21 protein-coding genes are annotated in these 23,237 nt (G+C 27.5%); 4 read left to right on the top strand and 17 right to left on the bottom strand.

Translation table 11 applies throughout. The annotated features are described in order from the left end of the window. Nucleotides 1-32 precede the first annotated feature (32 nt). Nucleotides 33-305, bottom strand: coding sequence for a preprotein translocase subunit YajC (gene yajC / locus BT997_RS03300; RefSeq protein WP_072680015.1), 273 nt, complete (start codon nt 303-305; stop codon nt 33-35). Nucleotides 306-333: 28 nt separating this feature from the next. Between yajC and BT997_RS03295 the strand changes: the two genes are divergently transcribed. After that, nucleotides 334-1,566 (top strand): apolipoprotein N-acyltransferase, encoded by a 1,233-nt coding sequence (locus tag BT997_RS03295; protein ID WP_072680014.1) that lies wholly within the window; start codon nt 334-336, stop codon nt 1,564-1,566. Nucleotides 1,567-1,635: 69 nt separating this feature from the next. Then, nucleotides 1,636-2,442, top strand: a complete 807-nt coding sequence (locus BT997_RS03290) for a mechanosensitive ion channel family protein (protein WP_072680013.1) — start codon at nt 1,636-1,638, stop codon at nt 2,440-2,442. Nucleotides 2,443-2,497: 55 nt separating this feature from the next. Here BT997_RS03290 and BT997_RS03285 read toward each other — a convergent pair whose 3' ends face one another. The 14 genes from BT997_RS03285 to BT997_RS03225 form a co-directional block, all read right to left on the bottom strand. Continuing rightward, nucleotides 2,498-3,283 carry a tetratricopeptide repeat protein gene (locus tag BT997_RS03285; protein WP_072680012.1) on the bottom strand — a complete coding sequence of 262 codons (786 nt, stop codon included), beginning with the start codon at nt 3,281-3,283 and terminating at the stop codon, nt 2,498-2,500. 3 nt (nt 3,284-3,286) lie between these two features. Next, nucleotides 3,287-3,451: a hypothetical protein gene (locus BT997_RS15500; RefSeq protein WP_174247186.1), complete on the bottom strand. Its 165-nt coding sequence runs from the start codon at nt 3,449-3,451 to the stop codon at nt 3,287-3,289. A gap of 1 nt (nt 3,452) precedes the next feature. Next, on the bottom strand, nt 3,453-4,253 hold the full coding sequence (locus BT997_RS03280; RefSeq protein WP_072680011.1) for a tetratricopeptide repeat protein: 801 nt from the start codon (nt 4,251-4,253) through the stop codon (nt 3,453-3,455). Continuing rightward, nucleotides 4,253-7,918, bottom strand: a complete 3,666-nt coding sequence (locus tag BT997_RS03275; RefSeq protein WP_072680010.1) for a hypothetical protein — start codon at nt 7,916-7,918, stop codon at nt 4,253-4,255. The genes BT997_RS03280 and BT997_RS03275 overlap by 1 nt, the downstream gene beginning before the upstream one ends. Before the next feature lie 64 nt (nt 7,919-7,982). Beyond that, on the bottom strand, nt 7,983-9,374 hold the full coding sequence (locus tag BT997_RS03270; protein WP_072680009.1) for a CCA tRNA nucleotidyltransferase: 1,392 nt from the start codon (nt 9,372-9,374) through the stop codon (nt 7,983-7,985). Continuing rightward, complete coding sequence (locus BT997_RS03265) at nt 9,349-10,158, bottom strand: mechanosensitive ion channel family protein (RefSeq protein ID WP_072680008.1); 810 nt, start codon at nt 10,156-10,158, stop codon at nt 9,349-9,351. Before BT997_RS03265 ends, BT997_RS03270 begins: the two co-directional genes overlap by 26 nt. Before the next feature lie 61 nt (nt 10,159-10,219). Next, nucleotides 10,220-11,941, bottom strand: coding sequence for a proline--tRNA ligase (locus BT997_RS03260; RefSeq protein ID WP_072680007.1), 1,722 nt, complete (start codon nt 11,939-11,941; stop codon nt 10,220-10,222). 18 nt (nt 11,942-11,959) lie between these two features. After that, entirely contained in the window at nt 11,960-13,255 is a 1,296-nt protein-coding gene (gene hemA / locus BT997_RS03255; protein WP_072680006.1) for a glutamyl-tRNA reductase, read from the bottom strand. Nucleotides 13,256-13,258: 3 nt separating this feature from the next. Beyond that, nucleotides 13,259-14,155 (bottom strand): polyprenyl synthetase family protein, encoded by an 897-nt coding sequence (locus BT997_RS03250; RefSeq protein ID WP_072680005.1) that lies wholly within the window; start codon nt 14,153-14,155, stop codon nt 13,259-13,261. An 8-nt stretch (nt 14,156-14,163) separates the two neighbouring features. After that, nucleotides 14,164-14,460 (bottom strand): DUF2018 family protein, encoded by a 297-nt coding sequence (locus BT997_RS03245; protein WP_258239411.1) that lies wholly within the window; start codon nt 14,458-14,460, stop codon nt 14,164-14,166. A 2-nt stretch (nt 14,461-14,462) separates the two neighbouring features. Then, entirely contained in the window at nt 14,463-15,761 is a 1,299-nt protein-coding gene (gene hisD, locus BT997_RS03240; RefSeq protein WP_072680003.1) for a histidinol dehydrogenase, read from the bottom strand. Then, on the bottom strand, nt 15,761-16,237 hold the full coding sequence (locus BT997_RS03235; protein ID WP_375537748.1) for a shikimate kinase: 477 nt from the start codon (nt 16,235-16,237) through the stop codon (nt 15,761-15,763). The genes hisD and BT997_RS03235 overlap by 1 nt, the downstream gene beginning before the upstream one ends. Nucleotides 16,238-16,365: 128 nt before the next feature. After that, on the bottom strand, nt 16,366-19,266 hold the full coding sequence (locus BT997_RS03230) for an ABC transporter substrate-binding protein (protein ID WP_072680001.1): 2,901 nt from the start codon (nt 19,264-19,266) through the stop codon (nt 16,366-16,368). A gap of 24 nt (nt 19,267-19,290) precedes the next feature. Continuing rightward, the gene (locus BT997_RS03225; protein WP_072680000.1) at nt 19,291-20,181 is read right to left on the bottom strand and encodes a 1-aminocyclopropane-1-carboxylate deaminase; all 891 of its coding nucleotides are present in this window, start codon (nt 20,179-20,181) and stop codon (nt 19,291-19,293) included. A 45-nt stretch (nt 20,182-20,226) separates the two neighbouring features. Here BT997_RS03225 and BT997_RS03220 point away from each other — a divergent pair, with 45 nt between their 5' ends. Both BT997_RS03220 and BT997_RS03215 read left to right on the top strand, forming a co-directional pair. Next, nucleotides 20,227-20,703 carry a MotA/TolQ/ExbB proton channel family protein gene (locus BT997_RS03220; protein ID WP_072679999.1) on the top strand — a complete coding sequence of 159 codons (477 nt, stop codon included), beginning with the start codon at nt 20,227-20,229 and terminating at the stop codon, nt 20,701-20,703. Continuing rightward, the gene (locus tag BT997_RS03215) at nt 20,703-21,092 is read left to right on the top strand and encodes a biopolymer transporter ExbD (protein ID WP_072679998.1); all 390 of its coding nucleotides are present in this window, start codon (nt 20,703-20,705) and stop codon (nt 21,090-21,092) included. The genes BT997_RS03220 and BT997_RS03215 overlap by 1 nt, the downstream gene beginning before the upstream one ends. 9 nt (nt 21,093-21,101) lie before the next feature. Here BT997_RS03215 and fbaA read toward each other — a convergent pair whose 3' ends face one another. Beyond that, nucleotides 21,102-22,169, bottom strand: coding sequence for a class II fructose-bisphosphate aldolase (fbaA, locus tag BT997_RS03210; RefSeq protein ID WP_072679997.1), 1,068 nt, complete (start codon nt 22,167-22,169; stop codon nt 21,102-21,104). Nucleotides 22,170-22,179: 10 nt separating this feature from the next. Then, the gene (locus BT997_RS03205) at nt 22,180-23,004 is read right to left on the bottom strand and encodes a peptidylprolyl isomerase (RefSeq protein ID WP_072679996.1); all 825 of its coding nucleotides are present in this window, start codon (nt 23,002-23,004) and stop codon (nt 22,180-22,182) included. Nucleotides 23,005-23,237 lie beyond the last annotated feature (233 nt).

Here is a 23,237-nt window from a genome sequence, read left to right as displayed (position 1 = left end):
CATGTAAAGATTACATGTTTTAAAAATTTTTATTAGTCTAAAAGTTTTGCAACGAACTCTCTTGCAAGCTTCATTTCAGAATCACCATGGTTTTTAACAATTAGATATTCTTCTTCAACCTTGATAATTTCAACCATTAAGCCACCATTTGTTACAATCTTATCGCCTTTTTTTAATTCTGCAACCATTTCTTTATGCTGTTTAGCTTGTTTTTGTTGTGGTCTAATAATTAAAAAGTAAAAAATAGCGAATAACGCAACTAGAGGTAGTAATGAGCTTATTAAATCTGCACTTTGACCTTCCATCAAATTTCCTTTTAAAAAGTATTTTTCTATGTTTTTAGTAAAACGCGATAATTTTAACAAAATTTATATAATAAAAGGCTTGATGACTGCCTTATTATTAAGTGCCTTCATATACTTAGCCTACTTTGATATTGAGTATAAACTTTTAAACACTATATTAGGTTTAGTTTCTCTATATTTACTTCTAAAAATCGAAAGACCAGCTCTGTTTTTTACAGGTTTTTTTACTGGAGTATTATGGTTTTATTGGGTAGGTATTAGTTTTCAATATTATGATTTAACAGTTTTAGGTCCACTTATTGTTTTAGCTTTTGGATTAGGTTATGGTCTAATTTTTCTTTTAATTGCAATTTATGACAAAATCTTTTTTAGAATAATCATAATTTTTTTACTATCATATATTCAACCTTTTGGATTTAATTGGTTTATCCCTGAACTTATTTTTATTGATAGTTATCTTCCAACTTCAAAAGAGTATTTTGCATTAATCTTAGCTTCTATATTTATGTTTACACAATTAAATAAAAAGTTAAAAGTTTTAGCTTTAGTTCCTTTATATATAATATCTTCAAATACAAGTTCAAATATAAATAATCCAAATATAAAAATTTCAATGCCTCAACTAAACGTTAGTCAAGAGCAAAAATGGGTAAAAAATAATATCTCAAATATTTTAGAAGAAAACCTAAAACATATTGACACTGCAATACAAAAAGGCAATGAACTTATAATTTTGCCAGAAACAGTTTTTCCTGTGTTATTAAACAAAGAAAATTTTTTAATGCATCAATTAGAAGAAAAATCGCGGGAGATAGATATCATTGCTGGTGCTTTATACTTAGAAAATAAACAGTATTACAACGCAACTTTTCATTTTTCAAAAGGAAAATTAAATGTTGCAAAAAAAGTTGTATTAGTTCCTTTTGGAGAAGAGATACCTCTTCCAAAGTTTTTTGTAGACTTGATAAATGACACTTTTTATAATGGTGCACAAGACTATACAAAAGCAAAAAAACCAACAGATTTTAATATCTATGGTACAAAATTTAGAAATGCAATATGTTATGAGGCTACAAGTGAAGAAATATACCAAAACCTTGGCGATGTAAAGTATATGATTGCTACTTCTAACAATGCCTGGTTCACGCCATCAATTGAACCAACTTTACAAAAATTGATTTTAAAATATTATGCTAGAAAATATGATGTAACTATTTTCCATTCTATAAATGGAAGTGAAAACTACATAGTTCGACCTTAAATATTGTTAACTATAATTTTAGATGCTTTTGATATAATTTGCAAAATTATTATATCAAAAGGATAGTATATGGAAGAATACATTTCACAAGCAATGAGCCTAGCAGTTGAATACTCGCCAAAACTTGCACTCGCAATAGTTACATTAATTATTGGATTATGGGTTATAAGTGGTGTTGCTAATATTTTAGAAAAAGCATTAGTTGCATCAAAGACAGATGAAACACTTATTCCATTTTTAAAGAGTCTGACTTCATGGGGATTAAAACTATTACTTTTTATCTCTGTTGCTTCTATGGTTGGAATTGCTACTACGTCATTCATAGCTGTGCTAGGTGCTGCTGGTTTGGCAGTTGGTTTAGCACTACAAGGTTCTCTTTCAAATTTTGCAGGAGGAGTATTACTTCTAATCTTTAGACCATACAAGATTGGAGACTTGATTGAGTCACAAGGACAATTAGGAATCGTAAAAGAGATTCAAATATTTAATACAATTCTAACTACTTTCCAAAACAAGACTGTTGTTCTACCAAACTCTGCTGTATCTTCAAACTCTATTACAAATATAACAGCAAATGGAACGATAAGAGTAGATATGGAAGTTGGTATTTCATATGATAGTAATATAGATGATGCAAAAAGAGTTATTTTAGAAACTATTGCAAAAAATGATAAAGTACTAAAAGACCCTGCTTGTGCAGTTGGAGTAAATGCTCTTGCGGATAGCTCAGTAAACTTACTAGTTATGCCTTGGTGTAATACAGATGATTACTGGGATGTTTATTTTGGTGTTAGAGAAGATATCAAAAAAGCTCTAGATGCAAACAATATCACTATACCATTTCCACAAAGAGATGTTCATATTATTAATCAATAATATATAAAGCTAGAAGTAGTCTTTTTTAGAGACTACTTTTACTTCAATCATCTATTTATAATCCTAAGTCACCTTTATATTTTATTGGAAACTCATCTGAATTTAGTTGTAATTCATAGCCTTTTTTTATTGTTTCATTTGGAATTTTCATTTCTTCTTTTAAAACTCTTAAAACAGAAGATTTAGAGTATTTTGTATCTATCACTGCTATTGCGTATGCACTTGCTTTTATATTATCATTTAACCCTTCATGATAAAAAGTTGCTATATTTTGATATGATTCTAAATTACCTTCTTTTATAGCTTTTTTATACCAAACTTCTGCCTTTTTATAATCTTTAATTTTTGAATATGAATATCCTAAGTTGTTTGAAGCTTCAGGAAGTTTTTTTTCATATGCTTTTTTGTAATAATCAATTGCTCTTGCATGTTCATTAACTTCATCGTAGGCACTTCCTAATCCAATTAATGCCTCATCACTCCCAAGCTCAATAGCATTTTTACACCATTTTAGAGCTTCTTCATACTCTTTTTTCATTTGATAGGCATAGCACATATAGTTTGAGTTTTCAGCCATTGGTTTCATTGAATTTGAGTATTTATACCATTCTATTGCTTTATCATAATCTTTTAACTCTTCTGAATAGGTGTATCCTATTTGTGTTGCTGGTATTGGGTCTTTTTTTCCATCATGGGCTAATCCTATCAATCCCATATTTGATAATCCTTTTGTACTAGGCATAGGTAAAGTAGCTTCATATCCTATTTCTTTTTTATTGTCATTACATGCGGTGAAAAATATAGTTAATGTTAATATTAGTAATATTTTTATTAATTTCATTATTTAGTTTCCACTATTTAATCTATATTTAGAAGAGTTTTTTATATTATCCAAATCCATTTGTATTTGTTGATAAGTCATTTCTTCTTGTTTTTGATTTTTTTGGACAAAATATCTTATCGAGAAAAAAAGTATAAGAATTATTATAATCGCTAGTGACTTATTCATTTTATAATCCTAAGTCACCTTTATACTTTATTGGAAATTCATCTGAGTTTAGTTGTAGTTCATAGCCTTTTTTTATTGTTTCATTTGGAATTTTCATTTCTTCTTTTAAAACTCTTAAAACAGAAGATTTAGAATATTTTGTATCTATAACTGCTATTGCGTAAGCACTTGCTTTTATATTATCATTTAATTTTTCATTATAAAGAGTAGACAAATTTTTATAAGCTTCATAATCATTATTTTTTACTGCTATTTTATACCATTTTTCTGCATTTTTATAATCATTTATTTTAGAATATGAATAACCTAAGTTAATTGCGGCATCAGGATTGTTTTTTTCATAAGCTTTTTTAATCCATAATATTGATTCATTATATTCATTTAGTTCTGTATATGCATTTCCTAAAAGAAGTAATGCCTCATCACTTCCAAGCTCAATAGCATTTTTACACCATTTTATAGCTTCTTCATACTCTTTTTTCATTTGATAGGCATAGCACATATAGTTTGAGTTTTCACCCATTGGTTTCATTGAGTTTGAGTATTTATACCACTCTATTGCTTTATCATAATCTTTTAATTCTTCTGAATAAGCATATCCTATTTTTGTGGCTGATATTGGGTCTTTTTTTGCTTTTAAATATGTACTTAACTTGTAATATTTATTAATATCACTTTCTTTCACATTAGGCATTGATAAAATAGCTTTATGCTCCATTTCTTTTTTATTGTCATTACATGCAGTGAAAAATATAGTTAATGTTAATATTAGTAATATTTTAATTATCTGTTTTTGTTTCATTATTTAGTGTCCTCTTTTTTTTCTATTAATTTTTCTAGTTCTTCCACATCTTGTAGTGTAAAACTTGATTGTTCAAAATTTAAAGCAAATAAGTAATTTAAATCTTTATAGCTATAAACAAAATCATACTTTAACTCTACTTGTGATGAGATAACTAGTATAGATGCTTCTTTATAATTTATCGTTTTTAATTCATCTAAATTTGTAAAGTTTTGATTAAATAAATCGTAAATATTGTAATCATTTTCAAGTATTAAGCTACTTTTTTTGATAACTTGATATTTACCATCAGATTCAAATATAAATTTAAAATCTTTATCATCAGCAATTATTTTAGGTATCTTAACAAAAGTTTTTTCATAAAGAGTCACATCTACATTATACTTATTTTTTAATTTTTTTACTCTTTTTGTCTCATCTAGTAGTTCTAGTTTATATCCAAATATAGATGATTTAAAAAAGCTTAGTTCATTTCTTAAAGATGTGTCAAAGTATTTTTCATTTCCTTTGTAGTTCTCTCCTATAAAGTTTACTAGTTTTTTTGGAGTATTAAAGCCATCACTTGATATAGTTTTTAATTCTTTTTTTTGATTTGTAGTTTCAAAAAGATATGGAGCTTGATATTTTTTATCTTGGGCTATTCCTCTTAGGTTTTTCCAAATAGAAAAATCTATTGTTTTATATAGAAGTGATTTTTTTAAATATATATCTAAATCACTATCTATGATTTCATTTAATATAAGTCCTCCTATGATAGCTACTATTGCTCCTAGGATTATCGCTGGGGTTGCTGGTATTGTTAGTATAAGAGCTAAACTTACTCCTGCTAGTGCTGTTGTTACTACAAGAGCATCATAGTCTTCTCTTTTATATAAGGTTACTACATCATAGGCTGTTGTTATTACTATAGTTATGACTGCTATTTTTGCCACTGCTTTTTGTTCTATAAAATTAAGTAATTTTTTACTAGATAGTTTTATTCCTCTTGCAGTATTTGTTTTTAAAAATAATTCTAAAACCTTCATCGGAGTTCTCGGGTATTTACCTACTAGTAATCCTAAACTTACTGTTACAGCAGTTAAGTCATTTACAAAACCTATATGAGTTTTTATATTTTTTTTACTATCATCAAAAAATAAATAATCACTTACTTTAGCTATAGCTATAATATTTCCATAGGTTTTTAATCCTGAGCTTAAATATGTTGCTGATTTTTGAGAAATAGATATTCTTTTTGTCTCATCTTTAGTAAATTCTACAAGTATTTTATCAATATTAGAAGTATTCCCTTCTATATTTTTTAAAGCTTCATAATATTCTCTTTGTAAGCTTTTTATATTTTGGTCTTGGTCATGGATATATTTATAGTTTATATCTTTTTTTGTATCAGTTTCTACAGCTACTTTGAATTTTTCTATAAACTTAAGTGCTTTTTTCTTTGAGTTGGAAAATATTATATCATTTAGTATTAGATTCATTTGCATTGAAGAATAAGTTTCAGATACCTGATACTCAAACCTTAAAGTCTCTTTTTGTTTATCACTTAAAGCTATTTTCTTTTTTGTCATATCTACTACAAAATCATAGATATGAGTTAACTCATCATTAAAAAAAGAGTTTATATCAGTTTCTTGGTCTAAATATGTTCTAGGAGCACTTAATAAATATATAATATTCATAGCAGAGACAACATAATTTAGTTTATCCGTATTTTCAATACCCTCATATATTCTTAAAAGTTCTTTTAGTTTTGCATCTTTTAGTTTTACAGCAATTTTTTTCATAATATCCATTGGTTTTTCAATATCATTTTTATAATAGTTTATATCTTGACTGTAAATATACTTTGATTTAAAACTAACTTTATCTCCCTTTTGCTCAAAAGATTTTATACTTTTTACATAGTCCAAATCTTCATACTCTTCAAGAAACTTATCTCTAAAACTTTGAGGTTTTACCATTATATCATGGTAAATAGTTTGCTTTTCAACTACATCTTGCATATCTTCTATAGATTTGTCACTGATGTTTGGTTTTGGTGCAATTCCTCTTAGTTTTATCAAAAAGTTGTTTCTTAATTTATTTAGTTTTGAATATGCACTTGTAGACTTTAACTCTTTCTCAAACTTCTCACTATAAACTAAAGAAAATAATACATGAGCCAAAACATGTGAAGCGTTATTTTTTATCTGTGTATAGTCATCATTTGTACTATTAAATTCTAAAGGTTTCATCCCACTTCTAGACATATTAGCTACATACCTTCTATTTGTCTTTCTGATACTATCTGTTAGATATACATATCTATTGGCCGTCCTGAAGTTTGTTTTACTGTAATATACACTGTTTTTATTTTCATATCTATCTTTAAAGAAATCTTTTTTCAAAAATTGTATTTGTTGAAAATATGATTGGGCTACTTTCTCTATATCTTTTTCAAGTATTTTTGAAATATCTTTTTCTACTGTTAAAAGATTCGTTAGTTCAGTATCAGATAATAATAAAGAAATCATATCATTATAAATTATTTTTAACTCTTGGATAGAGTCTTTATAAGTTTTTGTTTCATCTTTTGATACATAAAAATAATCTACCATATTTGCTATTGTATAAGTATACAAATTATTCTTTTTTATATCTTCAATAATAGAGTGATTATGTGCATAGGCTAGTTTATAGTTGTTATAGTATTTGACATACATATCTTCTATTTCACCTAATATATCTTCTATGATACAAAGGATATTTAATCTTTTTTGTTTTCCATCATTACTTTGTTTAAACTTTTTTTGTGTTTCTAAAGTCTCTTTAGTGATTTCATTGTCATTTATTCCTTGAGCATCTTTAAGGTAGAAATAATCTTTTTGATCAGGTTGTTTAGGATCTATGCTTAGTCTCTTTAACTTTACTATATCTTTTTTATCTTGTAATTTTATACTACTATATGAGATATCAACTTTAGTATCTTTTTCTAATGGAATATAGGTATATTCTACATTTGTTTGCGTATTTTTAAAGAAAATTTCTTTTAATTCTTCACTATATAATGTCCCTTTACTTATTACTTTGTACTCTATTGTTTTATTTTCTTGAGTTATATAAATATAGGCAAAGGTATGCACATGGATATTATCCTTTATATCTAAGGTTCCATCTTTTGAAAGGAAAGTTTCATCTGCTTTTATAAATTCTCTTGTTGGTCTAAGGGGTTTATATACATCTTCACTTTTTCGTAGGAAATACAGGGCATATTTTCTTTTATATTCTTTCTTTTTTTCTTCTCTTACTACTTTTTCAAGAGGTTCATCTTCTTGTACAACTAGATTTTCTACACTGGGAACTTTAGCAATTTTTGAAGTCCCTTGTCCAGGATTAGATAAAATTACGGCTCTACCTTTGTCTGTAGTAAATCCATCAGTTCTTAATAAAAAGTATTCACTCGTTGAGCAAACATTTGATTCTGTACCTGCCATTGAGATTGAGGCTACTACGGAACATTTGTTTTTACTTCTTGGACAAGCTACGGGTGCACCTATTATATCATTTAAATATAATGGTTTTTCACCTGCAATTCTTTCAACTTTTGCAGAAGAAGTTAGAGAGACTTTTCCACCACAAGCACATTTTATAATAGCTTTTTCAATTACATTGTATTCATTGCCCATTTGATAACCTAATTTTATTTAAGGTATTCTATTCAAATATAATTTAACGGGTTATAAAAAAATACTATTTTCTTAGATTTTTTTTGATATTTATTAAAATTTCTTCTTTATTTAGATTTTCTTCTATTTGCAAGTTTAATGCATACTCTAGAATATCTTTAAACTCTTTTGAGGGGTTCATTCCTAAATCTATCAAATCTCTGCCTTGAACTAATGGTTTTAATCCTTCATTAGAGATATTCATTTCTCTTGCTTTTTCTAAAAGCCAAGATACAGCCTTATCACATTTATCTTTATCTGGGATAGTCCTACCTTTACAATCTGCAAGGCAAACTATAGATAAATCTTCGATATTACATTTTAAAGAGAGTCTTTTTACTGCTTTGATTGAAGATTCTGCTTTATATAGTTGAAATGGAGCTAAATGATTTTTTACAAGAGGAATGATTTTTTCTATAAATCTTTTTTCATTTGTGATTTTTGAAAGAAAACTGATAGTTGGTTCAATACCTAGTGATTCGTGTTTATGTGAAGTGATTCTTCCTTCAATCTCTTTTGTACAAAGTGGCTTTCCTAAATCATGACAAAGAAGTGCATAAAAAAGATATAAATCTCTATAATCATCATCTGTTTTATATTTTACCATCTCATCTAAAGTCATAAGGGTATGAACCCATACATCACCTTCAGGATGGTATTCTTTGTCTTGCTCACATCCTACAAGTAGAGCAAGTTCAGGAAAATATTTTAAGATACCTAACTCTTTTATAAGTTCAAATCCATATGAGGGTTTTTCTGATTTTAAAAACAGTTTTTTAAACTCTTCAAAAACTCTCTCTTTTGGAAGTTCAACTAAGTCATTTTTCTCTACCATTTGTCCACATAAACCAAATGTTTTTTCATCTAATTGAAGATTAAATCTTGAAGCAAATTGAACAGCTCTATAAACTCTTAATGGGTCTTCTATAAAAGTTTCATCTTTTATATGTCGTAAAGTTCTATTTTTTAAATCTTCTATTCCATTATGAGGGTCTAAAAATTGTTTTTTAGAAAAGTCATATCCAATTGAGTTAATTGTAAAATCTCTTCTTAAACTAGCTTCTTCATATGATAAGTTTGCTTTTGTAGTAACTTCAAAACCTGTATGTCCTGAATCTATTTTTTTCTCAGTTCTTGCTAATGTAAAATCAAAATCAAAATCTTCAATTCGTAAAGCTAAAACACCAAATGATTTACCTACTTCTTTAACTCGGCCAAATTTTTTAAGTGATTTTTCTATAGTTTCTAAAGAATCAATATTGAAAATTTCAATATCATAATCTTTTGATGGAATATCTAAAAAGCTATCTCTTACACATCCACCAACAAGTATTGGCAAAGCGCCAATACTTCTTAAGTCAAGAAGAATCTCTTCTAAGACTTTAGGGATATTAATCGTTGTTGTAGTGATGAACATCCTGTTGAGGGTAAGGAATTGAAATTCCTTCTTTATCAAATGTTGTTTTTATAGTTTCAGTTAGACCAAATTTAACATCCCAATAATCAGGAGTATTAACCCAAGCTCTAACAACAAAGTTAACTGATGAATCTGCTAGTTCAGAAACTGCAACTGTAATACCTTTGTCTAAAAGTACTTTATCATTTCCATTTACAATAGAAGTTAGAACTTCTTTTGCTTTCTTTATATCATCATCATACCCAATACCAACAACTAAATCTACTCTTCTAGTAGGTCTTGCATTAATATTTGTAATTGATCCGGCTGTAATTGCACCATTTGGAACAATCATTTTTTGGTTATCTGGAGTAATCATAACAGTATTGAAAATAAATACTTCTTCTACTTTTCCTGTAACTCCAGCAGCTGTTATAACATCACCAATTTTAAATGGTTTGAACATTATAATCATAACACCAGATGCAAAGTTTCCTAAAGAATCTTTTAATGCTAAACCAACAGCAAGACCTGCTGCACCTAAGATTGCGAAAAATGAAGTTGTATCAACACCTAACTGTTTTAATGAAGTTAAAATAACTATTACCATTAAAACATAATAAATAATATCATCAATAAAATTTACTAATGTTTCATCCATTCCTTCTTTTTTTCTAAGTAACTTAGCTGCTAATTCAGTAATTTTTTTAGCAACCCACTTACCAATTACAAAGATTACAATTGCAACAGCAATGTTTAAAGCATATAAACCAACCATATCTGTAACAGTTTGAACACTATCCATTTTCTCTCCTATAAAAAGTTTTCGTATTATACTATTTTTTTCTTATGAATAAGAATAAATATTATTTAATTTTTGAATATAGTTTTTCTGTAACTCTTTTGATATCAACTTCTTCTTTTTCTAAAGTTTTTCTATCTACAATTTCAACTATACCATCTTGTAGTTTTTTACCAACTACTACTGCATATGGGAATCCTATTAATTCAAAATCTCCCATTTTAAAACCAAATCTCTCTTTTTTTCTATCATCTAAAATTGTATCTATACCTAAAGCTTTTAAATCTTCATATATTTTTATACCAGCTTCAAGTTCTTCTTCTTTCTTTGCATTTGAAACAATAACATCTACTAAAAATGGTGCAGTCTCTTTTGTCCAAATACAACCTTTTTCATCATGGTTTTGTTCGATTACAGCTGCAACTAATCTAGAAACACCTATTCCGTAACATCCCATAATAAAAGCTTGGGCTTTTCCATTTTCATCTAAAAATTTAGCATCCATAGCTTCAGAGTATTTTGTACCCAATTGGAAAATATGTCCAGCTTCAATTCCTTTTGTGTAATATAAATCTCCACCACAAGAAGTACATTTGTCTCCTTCTTGAACTGCTATTAAATCAAAATATTTAACATCTTTTAAAGTAGATAAATCAGTACCTGTATAGTGGTAATTTTCTTCATTTGCACCACAAACTAAACCAATCTCATTTTCTAATTCATTATCAACTACAAACGTAATTTCTTCTGGTAAATTAAATGGTCCACAATATCCAGCACAAAGTCCAACAGCAGCGATTTCTTCTTCTGAAGCATCAACTAACTCTAAACAATCAATTGCATTTGTAGCTTTTGTTTCTTCAAGTTCATCATCTCCTCTTACAAAGAAAACTACAATTTTTGAAAATTCTTCATAAACAGCTTTTTTTATAACTGCTTTAATTGATTGTGCTTTTGGAGTACTTAAAAAGTTTGAAACATCTTCAATAGTTTTCATACCTTCAGTTAAAACTTTTTCCATTTTTACTACACCATCAGTCAATTCATGCCATTTTTTAACTTCTTTTTTAGCTCTTGTAGCTGCTTCAATATTTGCACCATAATCACAATCAGGACATACAACAATCGTATCTTCTCCTGAATTTGCTAAAACCATGAATTCTTTTGAACCTGAACCACCAATTGCTCCTGAATCTGCATCAACAACTCTAAATTCTAATCCAAGCCTTGTATAAACTTTTTTATAAGCTTCTTCCATAACATTGAATTCTCTAACTAAATCTTCATTTGTTGCATGGAAAGAGTAAGCATCTTTCATTAAGAATTCTCTACCTCTCATTAACCCAAATCGTGGTCTTGCTTCATCTCTAAACTTTAAGTTTATGTGATAAAGATTAACAGGTAAATTTTTATAAGAAGTGATTCTATTTTTAACCATATTAACAACTGATTCTTCATTTGTAGGACTTAACACATACTCAGCATTTTTTCTATCTTTAAAACGTAATAATTCATTTCCCATAGTAATAGAACGTCCTGATTCATCCCAAAAAGATTGAGGTGTAACAAAAGAACATAACATTTCATTTGCTCCTGTGTTATCCATCTCTTCTTTTACAACTGCTCTAATTTTATCTAATACAATTTTTCCTAATGGCATAAAATCATATAAACCTGCACCACTTTGAGATATAAATCCACCTCTTATTAAGTATTGATGAGAAGGTAGTGTAGCATCGCTTGGAGTCTCTTTTGTTGTTGGCATAAACATTTGAGAAAATTTCATTTAATTTAATCCTATTTTTTAATTTTCATTTGTATGATCACATTTATACTTATTTAGCATATTTGAATCAGACTTTAGTCCAAATACAGATTGAACTGTTCCTACAATAATATCACACTCCATATCTTTTGAAATACATTTTAATTTCTTTGATGGCTGATGTAAATATTCTGTAATAACTGTTTGACAAAGTTTTCTAATATTTTCTTCATCAGAAGAACTTATAAAACCTTTTTTTATAGCAGTTTTAACTTTTTTGTCAATTATCTCATCACCTTTTAAATACATATGTTTAATCACGGGTTCTACTTCAAGTGATTTTAACCATTCAAAAAATTCTAAAGACATTTTATTTACAATTGAGTATCCTGTTTTAGCCTGATTTGCTCTTAAGCTCATATTACTATCAACAATATCTTGTAAATCATCAACAGAATAAATTTCTAAATCTGGAGATTCTATTTCATCAATATCTCTTGGAACTGCTATATCAAACCAATATCTATCAAAATTACACTCTTTTGTCATTTCTTGTGTAATTATTGGATATGGTGCCGCTGTTGCAGTAATCATAACAGGAATTTGGCTTAAAAGTGTTTCCAAATTTGAATACTCTTCTACTTCTACATGTTCTTCATAAGTATCAGCTAGTATTTGTGCTTTTTTAGTATCTCTACTTGTTAAAACTACATCAAATCCAGAAGATAATAAATGCTTAATTGTAAGTTCACTCATCTCTCCTGCACCAATTACAAGTGCTTTGACTCCACAAGTATCACCTATAATTTCTTTTGCTTTTGCAACTGCTGTTGAAGCTACTGAAACAGAACCTGTTCCTAATGATGTAGCATTTCTAACTGCTGCTGCACACTTAAAAGAATAGTGTAAAGCTCTAGGAAGATTTTGTTCACAATACTTTTTTGCTAATGAAAATCTAAAAGCATCTTTTAATTGCCCAACAATTTGTGTTTCCCCAATTACAAGAGAATCAAGAGCAGAAGCTACTGAAAAAAGATGGTGAATAGCACCATCATTTTCATAAATATCTGCTCTATCATATAGGTTTTCAAAATCAATTCCTGAATAAATACAAAGTTTTTTGATAATAGTTTTAGCAGCTAAATCTGTATTTATAACAGAAGCTATAATCTCAACTCTATTACATGTAGATAATAAAATTGCTTCATCAACTAATTCTTCATCAAGTATTTGCTTTAAAAATCTATCTTTATTTTCCTCACTTGGAAATGCAAGTTTTTCTCTAGTTTGAATATCTGTATTTTTATGTGAAAAACTTATACTTAAATAACTCATATTTTAAAACTCTCTTTCAATCATCGCAGCCATAATCTGAACAAGAGATTCATTCTGTTCATCTTTAACTGCTAAGATAGCTTCTTTCCCTAATTTTTGTGCCTCTAATATGGAATCTTGTAAGGCGTTTGTAGAAATCATTTGTTCTTTAATCCAAGAACTCTCATCACTACTTAATGGTTTTTTATATAAAGATTCTAATCTTTTTTTATCTTCTATTCTTTCATGTAATAATAAATATGGAATAGTTACTTTTCCTTCAACAAAATCAAGCATTGCAGGTTTTCCTAAAGTTTTACTATCTTGTGTAATATCTAAAATATCATCAATCATTTGAAATGCAAGACCTAGATTTTTTCCATATAGTGCATATTTATCTTTATCACATCCAGCAAGTATTGCAGCAGATTTTGCAGAAGCTTCAATAAGTGATGCAGTTTTTTTATAAATCATATCAAGATACTTATCGTATGAAGTATTAAAAGTCTCAGTTAAATCTACATCTAACATCTCTCCAATACTAAGAAGTGTTACTGCATTTGAAACTGTATATGCAACTTCTTTATCCATTTTTGTAAGCTCTGTAAATGCTTTCGAATATAAAATATCTCCAAACATGATTGAAGTTTTATTATCAAAAAGTGCATTTATAGAAGGTTTTCCTCTTCTTGTATCTGCTTCATCAATTACATCATCATGGAGAAGAGATGCAGCATGAATCATTTCAACTATTGCACATAGTTTAATCGTTTCTTGATTTATACCTGCAATTTTTAAAATCAATTTACTTCTTAACATCTTTCCTGTTGCTAATAAATCAAGAAGTTCTAAACTTTTTTTATCATCACATTCAATAACAAAATTTTTAATCTGTTCTTTTACTTGTTGTAACTCTTCCACAAAAAACCTTACGAATCTAATCTACAAACAATATCACCAGCAAGCTCTATGTATAGACCTTTTTTCATTTCCGCTATCTCTTCTGAATTTTCAAAAGCATATTGTTTAACTACTTTATTAATATCAAAGTCTACATCTTTACCTTCAGATAGAAGAGTTTCCATTACTGCAAGTTTTTCTAATAATTTATCAAACTCATCTTCAACTATTTCATTGTTAGCTTGATTTGCTATATCAAAATATTTTGACTTAGGACTTCCTGTAAAAATATCATCTTCATCTTCTAAAAACCAATCTTTACTCATAATTATTTCCCTTCTCTTAATCTAACTCTAACTGATTCTGCATGAGCTGTTAAACCTTCTGTATCTGCTAACAAGGCACAAGCTTCACCCAACTCATCAATTGCATCTTTTGAAAAGTTAATAATTGAACTTTTCTTCATAAAGTTTTCTACATTTAACGGACTATAAAATTTAGCAGTACTTCCTGTAGGTAAAGTATGATTTGGTCCAGCAATATAATCACCAATAGGTTCAGGCGTATTTTCACCTAAGAAAATTGCACCGGCGTGTTTAATTTTTGATAAAAGTTCAAATGGATTTGAAGTCATTACTTCTAAATGTTCAGGAGCAATTTCATTCATAAGAGTAATTGCTTCATCCATATTTGAGGCAATAATTATTGCTCCTCTTTCATCAATAGATTTTTTAGCAATTTCACGTCTTGATAAAGTTTCTAAATATTTATCTACCTCAACAGAAGTTTTATTTGCAACTTCTTCATCAATTGTAATCATAATTGAGCTTGCCATTTCATCGTGCTCTGCTTGTGATAATAAATCAATTGCTAAATATTTAGGATTTGCAGTGCTATCACTTAAAATTCCAATTTCCGAAGGTCCTGCAATCATATCAATATTTACTTCACCAAATACCAACTTCTTAGCAGTTGCAACAAAAATATTCCCAGGTCCAGTTATAACATCAACTTTTGGAATAGTTTGTGTTCCATAAGCTAAAGCAGCAACAGCACTTGCTCCTCCAACTTTATATGCTTTGCTTATATTACAAATATGACATGCTGCAAGAAGTAGTTCATTTATTTCATTATTTGGCGTTGGTGTACAAACGATAATTTCTTCAACACCTGCAACAATTGCTGGAATTGCATTCATTAAAAGTGAACTTGGATATGCAGCTTTCCCACCAGGAATATAAAGACCTGCTTTATCTACAGGAGTTACTTTTTGTCCTAATACTGTCCCATTCTTTTCAAAATCAATCCAAGATTTTGGAAGTTGTTTTTCATGATATATTTTAATTCTATCGTAAGCAATATGTAAAGCATTTTTTAAATCTTCACTGATATTGTCATATGCAGCTTTCATTTCATCTTGTGAAATCATTAATTCTTCGTCAGATTTAACTTCCCATTTATCGAACTTTTCTATATGAGATTTAAGTGCTTCATTTCCATCTTCTACTATCTCATCTATTATATTTGTAACAATTGCAGATACTTCTTTTATATCTGTTTTTGCACGTGCAAGTATATTTTCAAATTCTTGTTCAAAATTTGCATCTGTAGTATTAATTATTCTCATTATATATTCCCTAATATATCTTTTATGATATCTTTCATATCCCTATTTTCAACACATATTGTAACATCAGAAACTCTTTTATAGTCTTGAACTCTTTGTTCATAAAGTTTTTTTGCTTCTTTTAAATTTTTAAGTAAAGGACGTTTTTTTAATTTTGCTTTTGCATTTGGAGCACTTTTAATTCTATGTAAAATACCTTCAAAACTTGACTCTAAATAGATTATTTTTCCTATTTTGTGGATATTTTCTTGTTTAAAGAATCCTCCACCTGTAGAAATAATAGTATTATCTACATTTTTTTCAAGCCATTTAGAACATTTTTTTTCAAGGTTTCTAAAATAAGGTTCACCCTCTTTTTTAAAAATCTTTTTTACTTTCCTATTTTCCATGCTTTCAATTAAATCATCAGTATCTATAGCAAAGTAGTCAGAGGATTTTACTAATGCCCTAGCAACAGTACCTTTTCCAACTCCCATAAAACCAATTAAAATTATATTACTTTTTTTACTCAATTTAAGTTTCCTAATATATGTTATAAATGATAAATCCGAAGATTATATCTAAATTTAGGTAAAACTTTTAATGATTAAAATCAAATTAATTTTTATAAAGGAAGTTTAATTATAAATTCTGCACCAGTGAGTTTTTCTTTTTCATAATCATAGGTATTATTTTCAACTAAAATAGAACCTCTCATATGATTTTCAATAATTTGATGAGTCATATATAAGCCTATTCCTGTTCCCTGAGATTGATGTTTTGTTGTAAAATATGGCTCAAAAATATTTTCAATAATATCTTTATCTATTCCAGCTGCACTATCCCTTATTTTTAGTTCAACATCTTGCTCATTAATACCTAAATTAATAAATATATATTTATTTTTAGTTTTATTTTCCATCGCATCTTTTGCATTGTAAAAAATATTTACCAGTGCTTGAGTAAACTCATTTTCATAATTACTTATAATTACATCTTCTTGTGTTTCAAAAACTACTATAATATTATTATCTTTAAATATTGCATCTAAAAGAAATAGACTTCTCTTTATTGCATCTAAAACAGAAAATCTTGTCATCTCTTTATCTGATTTAAAAAAGTTTCTAAAATCATCAATTGTTTGAGACAGATGTTGTACTGTATTATTTATTTTCTTTAAATCATTGGTACTTTCTTCTTTATTGGAAATATCTAATTGTATTTTTAATTCTAAGCCTGTTGATACACTACTAATCAAACTTAAAGGCTGTCTCCACTGATGAGCAATATTATCAATCATCTCACCCATTGAAGCCATTTTTGATTGTTGAAATAACATTTTCTCTTTATATTTCATTTCACTAATATCCACAACAGAAGAAATTCTTACTTTTTTACCATTTATAATAGTATTAGTTCCTTTGACCATAATATCAAAGACCTCACCATTTTTCCTAATACCATGTACTTCATAAGGAATAACATTTTTTGAAAATTTCTTTTTTATTTTTTTCAAATCTTTTATATATGCAAATTTTTCTATACTTTTTCCAATAACCTCATCTTTTGATTGGTATCCAAACATTTCTAACATAACATTGTTTGCATCAATACAAATCTCATTTTCAAAAACAAAAATAGCTTCTGCAAGGGAATCTAAAAGTATTTCAAAATCATTAATAGAAGACTCCAACCTCTTTTGAGTTACATGTAATTCTTTATTAGAATTATTTAACGCTAATTGTTGTTCTTCTAAAACCTCATTATGTTTTAAAAGTTGACGATGTCTGTATAAACCAAAAAGAATTATCATAGAAATGATAAATAAGCCTTGATATAAAAACTTATAATCAAATCCTTTTTCAAACTTTACTGATATATATTTATTTAAAATTTCTTGTTTTGTTGCCTCATCAATTGATTGTATAGCTTTTTCAAAAAGTTCAAAAAGAATTGGATCATCATTACGAACACCTATTCCTAACTCTAATTTCCTATCAAATTTTCCTGCAATTTTCAATTCACTTATATATTTGTGTTGTAAAGTATATGCAACGGTAGGTAAAGCATCTAAAAATCCAAATATCTTACCTTCTAAAACCATTTGCATTCCAGCATCAACATTTGGAACATCTACTATTTTATGATTTGGATATTTATTTTTTAAAATTTCACCTATAGCGTAACCTTTTACTATACCAATTTTTTCTTTTGTAATAATGCTCTCTGGATTTGGAATAAAAAGCTTATCCATACTTGTTGATATTACTAAAGGAAAAGAAATATACGGAATAGTAAAATTCATATACTTTAATCTTGAAGCTGTTGGCATTGCAAGAGAAAAAATATCACATCTTCTTTTTTTAGCAAACTCGATTGACTCGGACCAACTTTTTGTTAAAACTAACCTAATATTCAAACCAATTTGTTTACTTAAAAGAGGGATATAATCAGATGTCATTCCTATATATTTGTTATTGTGTATTTTCTCATAAGGCATCCAATCAGGGTCAATACACATTGTGACTTCTTTTTTATTTTTGATATAATCTCTTTGTCTTTTTGTAAATACTAAATCAAAAGATTCATCTTTTTTTATATCAAAAACAATATTTTTTAAATTGATTTCAGTATCTAATAAACCTTCTTTCTTAAATTCTTTTAGATTTTTTTGAAGTAAGTTTTTATTTACTTCCCCAATATTATAAATATTAGGCATTATAAGTTTTTCAGTCTCTTTTGCTTCAAAAAGTAAAGCCTCTTTTGATTTTCTTTTTGAATATTTATCATAAATTAAATCGACTATCTCTTCTTTGTTTTCTAAAGCATAAATCCAGCCTTTATTTGTCGCATTTATAAATCTTCTAACTCTTTCTGGATTATTTATTGTTTCTAATTTTGAAGTAAATACATTTACCCCAGAACCATATATTCCATATGATAAAGGGTCAATAATAGTATAAGGTTTTTTAGATTTTTTTATATAATAAAGTTCATTTGAAATATATGCACTTATCACATCTACTTTTCCATCTATAAAATCTTGTGCATCAAAACTATGTTTTACTAAATTATAGTCATTTTCTTTAATATCAAATTTCTTTAATAATGTATTTAATGTTGAAGAAGCCATCTGTGAAGGTTCAGCCATTATAGTTTTGTTTTTTAAATCTTCAGGAGTAATAACATCTTGAGTTGCTATAAATATCAAAGCAGAACGTTTAAAATAATTTGCAATAAGTTTTATTGAGCTTTCTTTATTATCAAAAGAGAGTAAAGATATATCATATACACCATAAGTTGCATTACCAGATTCTATTTCATTAAGAACATCTAGATTATTAAATTCTTTTATTTCAACATCTAAGTTTTCATCTTTATAATATCCCTTCTCTTTTGCTGCTAGGAAGCCTGCATATTCGAACTGATATTTCCAATTTAATTGTAAAGATATCTCTTCTAAATCTTTTGATGAAGAAAAAGAATAAGTTAATATAATTAAACTTAATAGTAATATTCTAATCATGTTAATATTCTAACTAAGTTAATATTAAAATTTATATTTTCTTTTATATCTTTCTATCATTGTTTCATTACCTAAAATTCCCCCTTGATGAATATATAATATCTCCTTATTTTGTAAATAAGTAGAGTTTTCTAAAGAGATAAAAGCTAAAGGGTCATAGAGTAAATCAAATTCAATTTTCGTTTCATTTTTAACTTCTTCCCAAATTTGATAAAACTCTTTGTATAATTTTCCAAAATGATATTTTTTTGATGTTTCTAAAATAGTAGGATGCATTTTTTCATCTTTTTCTAGATGAAAGAATTGCTTTTTTAAATATTCACTTCCCCCTACACAAGCTACTGTTAAAACTTCAAAAGAAAGATTTTTTTGTAAAAAAAGAGCTGTAGTCCCTGTTCCACTTGGTAATATAATTTTCAAATCTTTTATTTTATTTTCTAAAGCCCAAGTTTTTATCTCATCAGCTAATATTTTAATTCCAAATTCTGCCTCTTTGATTCTTCCACCCTCTTCTATAAAAAGTGTTTCCTCATTAAGTAGATTTTTTTCTATATATTGTTGAATATTTTCTTCATCTTTTTCAATTATATTTGCACCATTTTTTAATGATTCTTTATAATTACCTTGCGGATTTTGTTTTAAAAATGAACTAATATGATTTACATAGAAGTCTAACTCTAAACCTTTTAGCTTTGATAATACAGATAATGAATACAAAGAATTAGCTTGTGCAGAACCGTAGCTTATTATCTTTTTTATGTTAGGAAAATCATTTACTAAAAAATAATAAAACTTTCTTGCTTTATTTCCAGAAAAGTCTTCATCTAATAAATCATCTCTTTTAACATATATTTTCTTGTCTCTAAATTTTATATCTGTAATTGGTGAGTTTATATATTTATTTATATCTTTCATTAACTTTATTATACTAAAATACTAAAAAATTTAATAAGAGGTTTTATGGATTTATTAGAATATATAGAAAAAGGCGGAATTATCGTCTATATTTTAATCTTTTTAAATATTATAGGTATTACAATAATTATATGGAAGTTTTTAACAATACCAAGAAAAAGGGCTATGGTTAAAAGAATTGAATCAAAAGTAGATACAACAAATATTAAAACTTTAGAATTTCAAATAGAGTATGAAATAAAAAGACTAGAAAGTGGTTTAACTTATATTAAAAATATTGCTTCTATTGCTCCTTTATTAGGACTTTTAGGAACTGTATATGGAGTATATAAAGCTTTTGAAGTAATTACACAAAAAGGTTTAGGAGATCCTACTATATTCTCAGGTGGTATTTCTATTGCACTTATAACAACTATTGCTGGACTTATTGTTGCAATTCCTCATCATATTGCATACAACCATTTTATTTCTATGATTGATACAATTGAGATAAAAGCTAAAAAAGAACTAATTGGTAAATAATGAAAAGACGAGAACCATTAGGGATTGATTTAACTCCTATTATAGATGTAGTTTTTATTTTACTAATCTTTTTTATAGTTACCTCAGTATTCAAAAAAGATGAACTTGCACTAATACTTGATTTACCAAAAGCAGATGCAAAAGCTACGGAAGTAAAAGATGATCAAATTTTTATAGAATTAAATGAAGATAAATTAGCTATAAAAGGAATTGAAGTTTCATTTATATCTTTAGAAGATAATCTAAAAGAAATTAAAGACAATAAAAAAGCTGTGATAGTACGAATAGATAAAAATACAAAATATGAAAGAGTTGTAAAAGTTTTAGATTTACTTCAAAAGTATAATTTAAATAATCTAGCTTTAGTTACTGAAGAAAATAAAAACTAAGCAAAATGCTTAGTTTTTATTAATAGAACAAAGGTCAGAAAATGCAGTTTCAAGTCTAGCTATCATAGCTTCTTGCCCTGCTCTTAACCATTTTCTTGGATCATAATAACCTTTATTTGGTTTATCATCTCCATCTGGATTTCCAATTTGACCTTGTAAATAGTCATGGTTTTTAGATTCAAAAGCTCTTACACCATCCCAAAATGCCCATTGAGTATCTGTATCAATATTCATTTTGATAACACCATAATCAATAGCTTCTCTAATTTCAGAAAGTTCAGAACCTGAACCACCGTGGAATACAAAATCAACTGGCTCAATTTCAGTTCCATGTTTTTCAGAAATGTATTTTTGAGAGTTATCTAAAATTTTAGGACTTAATACAACATTTCCTGGTTTATATACACCATGTACATTTCCAAAAGATGCAGCAATTGTAAAGTTTTCTGATATTTTTTTTAATTCTTCATATGCATAACATACTTCTTCTGGTTGAGTATAAAGTAGAGCATTATCAACATCAGAGTTATCAACTCCATCTTCTTCTCCACCTGTAATTCCTAACTCAATTTCAATCATCATATCAAGTTCGTTCATAGTTTTAAAATACTCAACACAGGTACCAATATTTTCCTCTAAAGGTTCTTCTGAAAGGTCAAGCATATGAGAAGTATATAAAGGACGTCCTGTTCTATTAAAATGCTCTTTACCTGCTTCTAATAAACCATCAATCCATGGTAATAATTTTCTTGCAGCATGATCTGTATGTAAAATAACTGGAACACCATATGCTTTTGCCATTGTATGAACATGCATAGCTCCACTTACTCCACCTAAAACAGCAGCATCTGCTGTTTTAAGTCCTTTTCCTGCAAAATATTGTGCTCCACCATTTGAAAACTGAACAATAATTGGAGAGTTAACTTTTGCTGCTACTTCTAATACTGCATTTACAGAATCAGTTCCAACAACATTTACAGCTGGAATCGCAAATTTATTCTCTTTTGCATAGGCAAAAAGTTTTTTTGCCTCACTACCACTTAATACTCCAGCATTTACAATATCTAATACAGCCAAATTCTACTCCTTACTTAATTACTATTTTTGCATTTTTTCTTAAAGCATCTGCTTGTTTTTTGATATGTGCTCTAAATTTTTGTTGTAATAAAGCTTGGTTAATTTTATCTTTAACTTTGTCATATGCCAAAGCTTTTGAAGCAACTTTATCTTCTAAATAAATAACATGATAACCAAATTGTGTTTTAACAGGAGTCTTAGAGTATTTACCTTTACTTAAAGCTTTTGCAGCTTTTGAAAATTCTGGTACCATTTGAGTCTCTGGGAACTTACCTAAATATCCACCTTTAGGACCACTTGGACCAACTGATTTAGTTTTTGCTAAATTAATAAACTCATCTTTTTTCTTTGAAGCTTTATCTAATTTCTTAATAATATCTTTAGCTTCTTTTTCTGTTTTAGTTAAAATATGTCTTGCTTCTAAAGTTGCAGGAACTTTAAATTTCTCTTTATTCTTATTAAAATAGTCTTTTTTCTCTTTTTCAGAAACAGTAACTTTTTTATACTCTTTTTGCATCCAAATTTCTAAGGCTAAATCTTTTTTTAATTTTGCTAAAGCATCTTTGTACTGAACGTCTGCATCTACTCCACTTTTCATAGCTTTAGTACTTAACAGTTTCTTTTCAATTACTTGATCTAAAACTTGATTTTTACTCTTTTTTGGTAAAGAATTAAAATCGATATTTGGGTTTCTTAAGATAACTGCAACATCTTGCTTTGTAATATTTTCACCATTTACACTTCCATAAGATTCTGCTGCATTTAATGTAGCAGAAGAAATTGCTAAAGTAGCAATAAGACTTGAAACTAATTTTTTACTTGTAATTTTAATCATTATATTCCTTATTAATATTTAATAAGCGATATTCTATCCTTATTTTGTTAACAAAAGGTTAATTTGATAAAAATAAGCTTCTTTAAACTGTTAAAATTAAGAATATTTTTATTTTAAAAAAATCTTAAAAATTACTTAATAATCATAAAATGTAACATTTTTATATCTTATTTCCTTAAATTTAAACCATTTTAGCACTAAAAATAGGTGAAATTTAGAAAAATTTTAAAATT

The organism is Arcobacter sp. LA11 (assembly GCF_001895145.1).
In the GTDB taxonomy this organism is placed as follows: Bacteria; Campylobacterota; Campylobacteria; order Campylobacterales; family Arcobacteraceae; genus Halarcobacter.
Note: the sequence above shows the minus strand (reverse complement) of the source record. Positions and strands in the feature narration are given on the sequence as shown.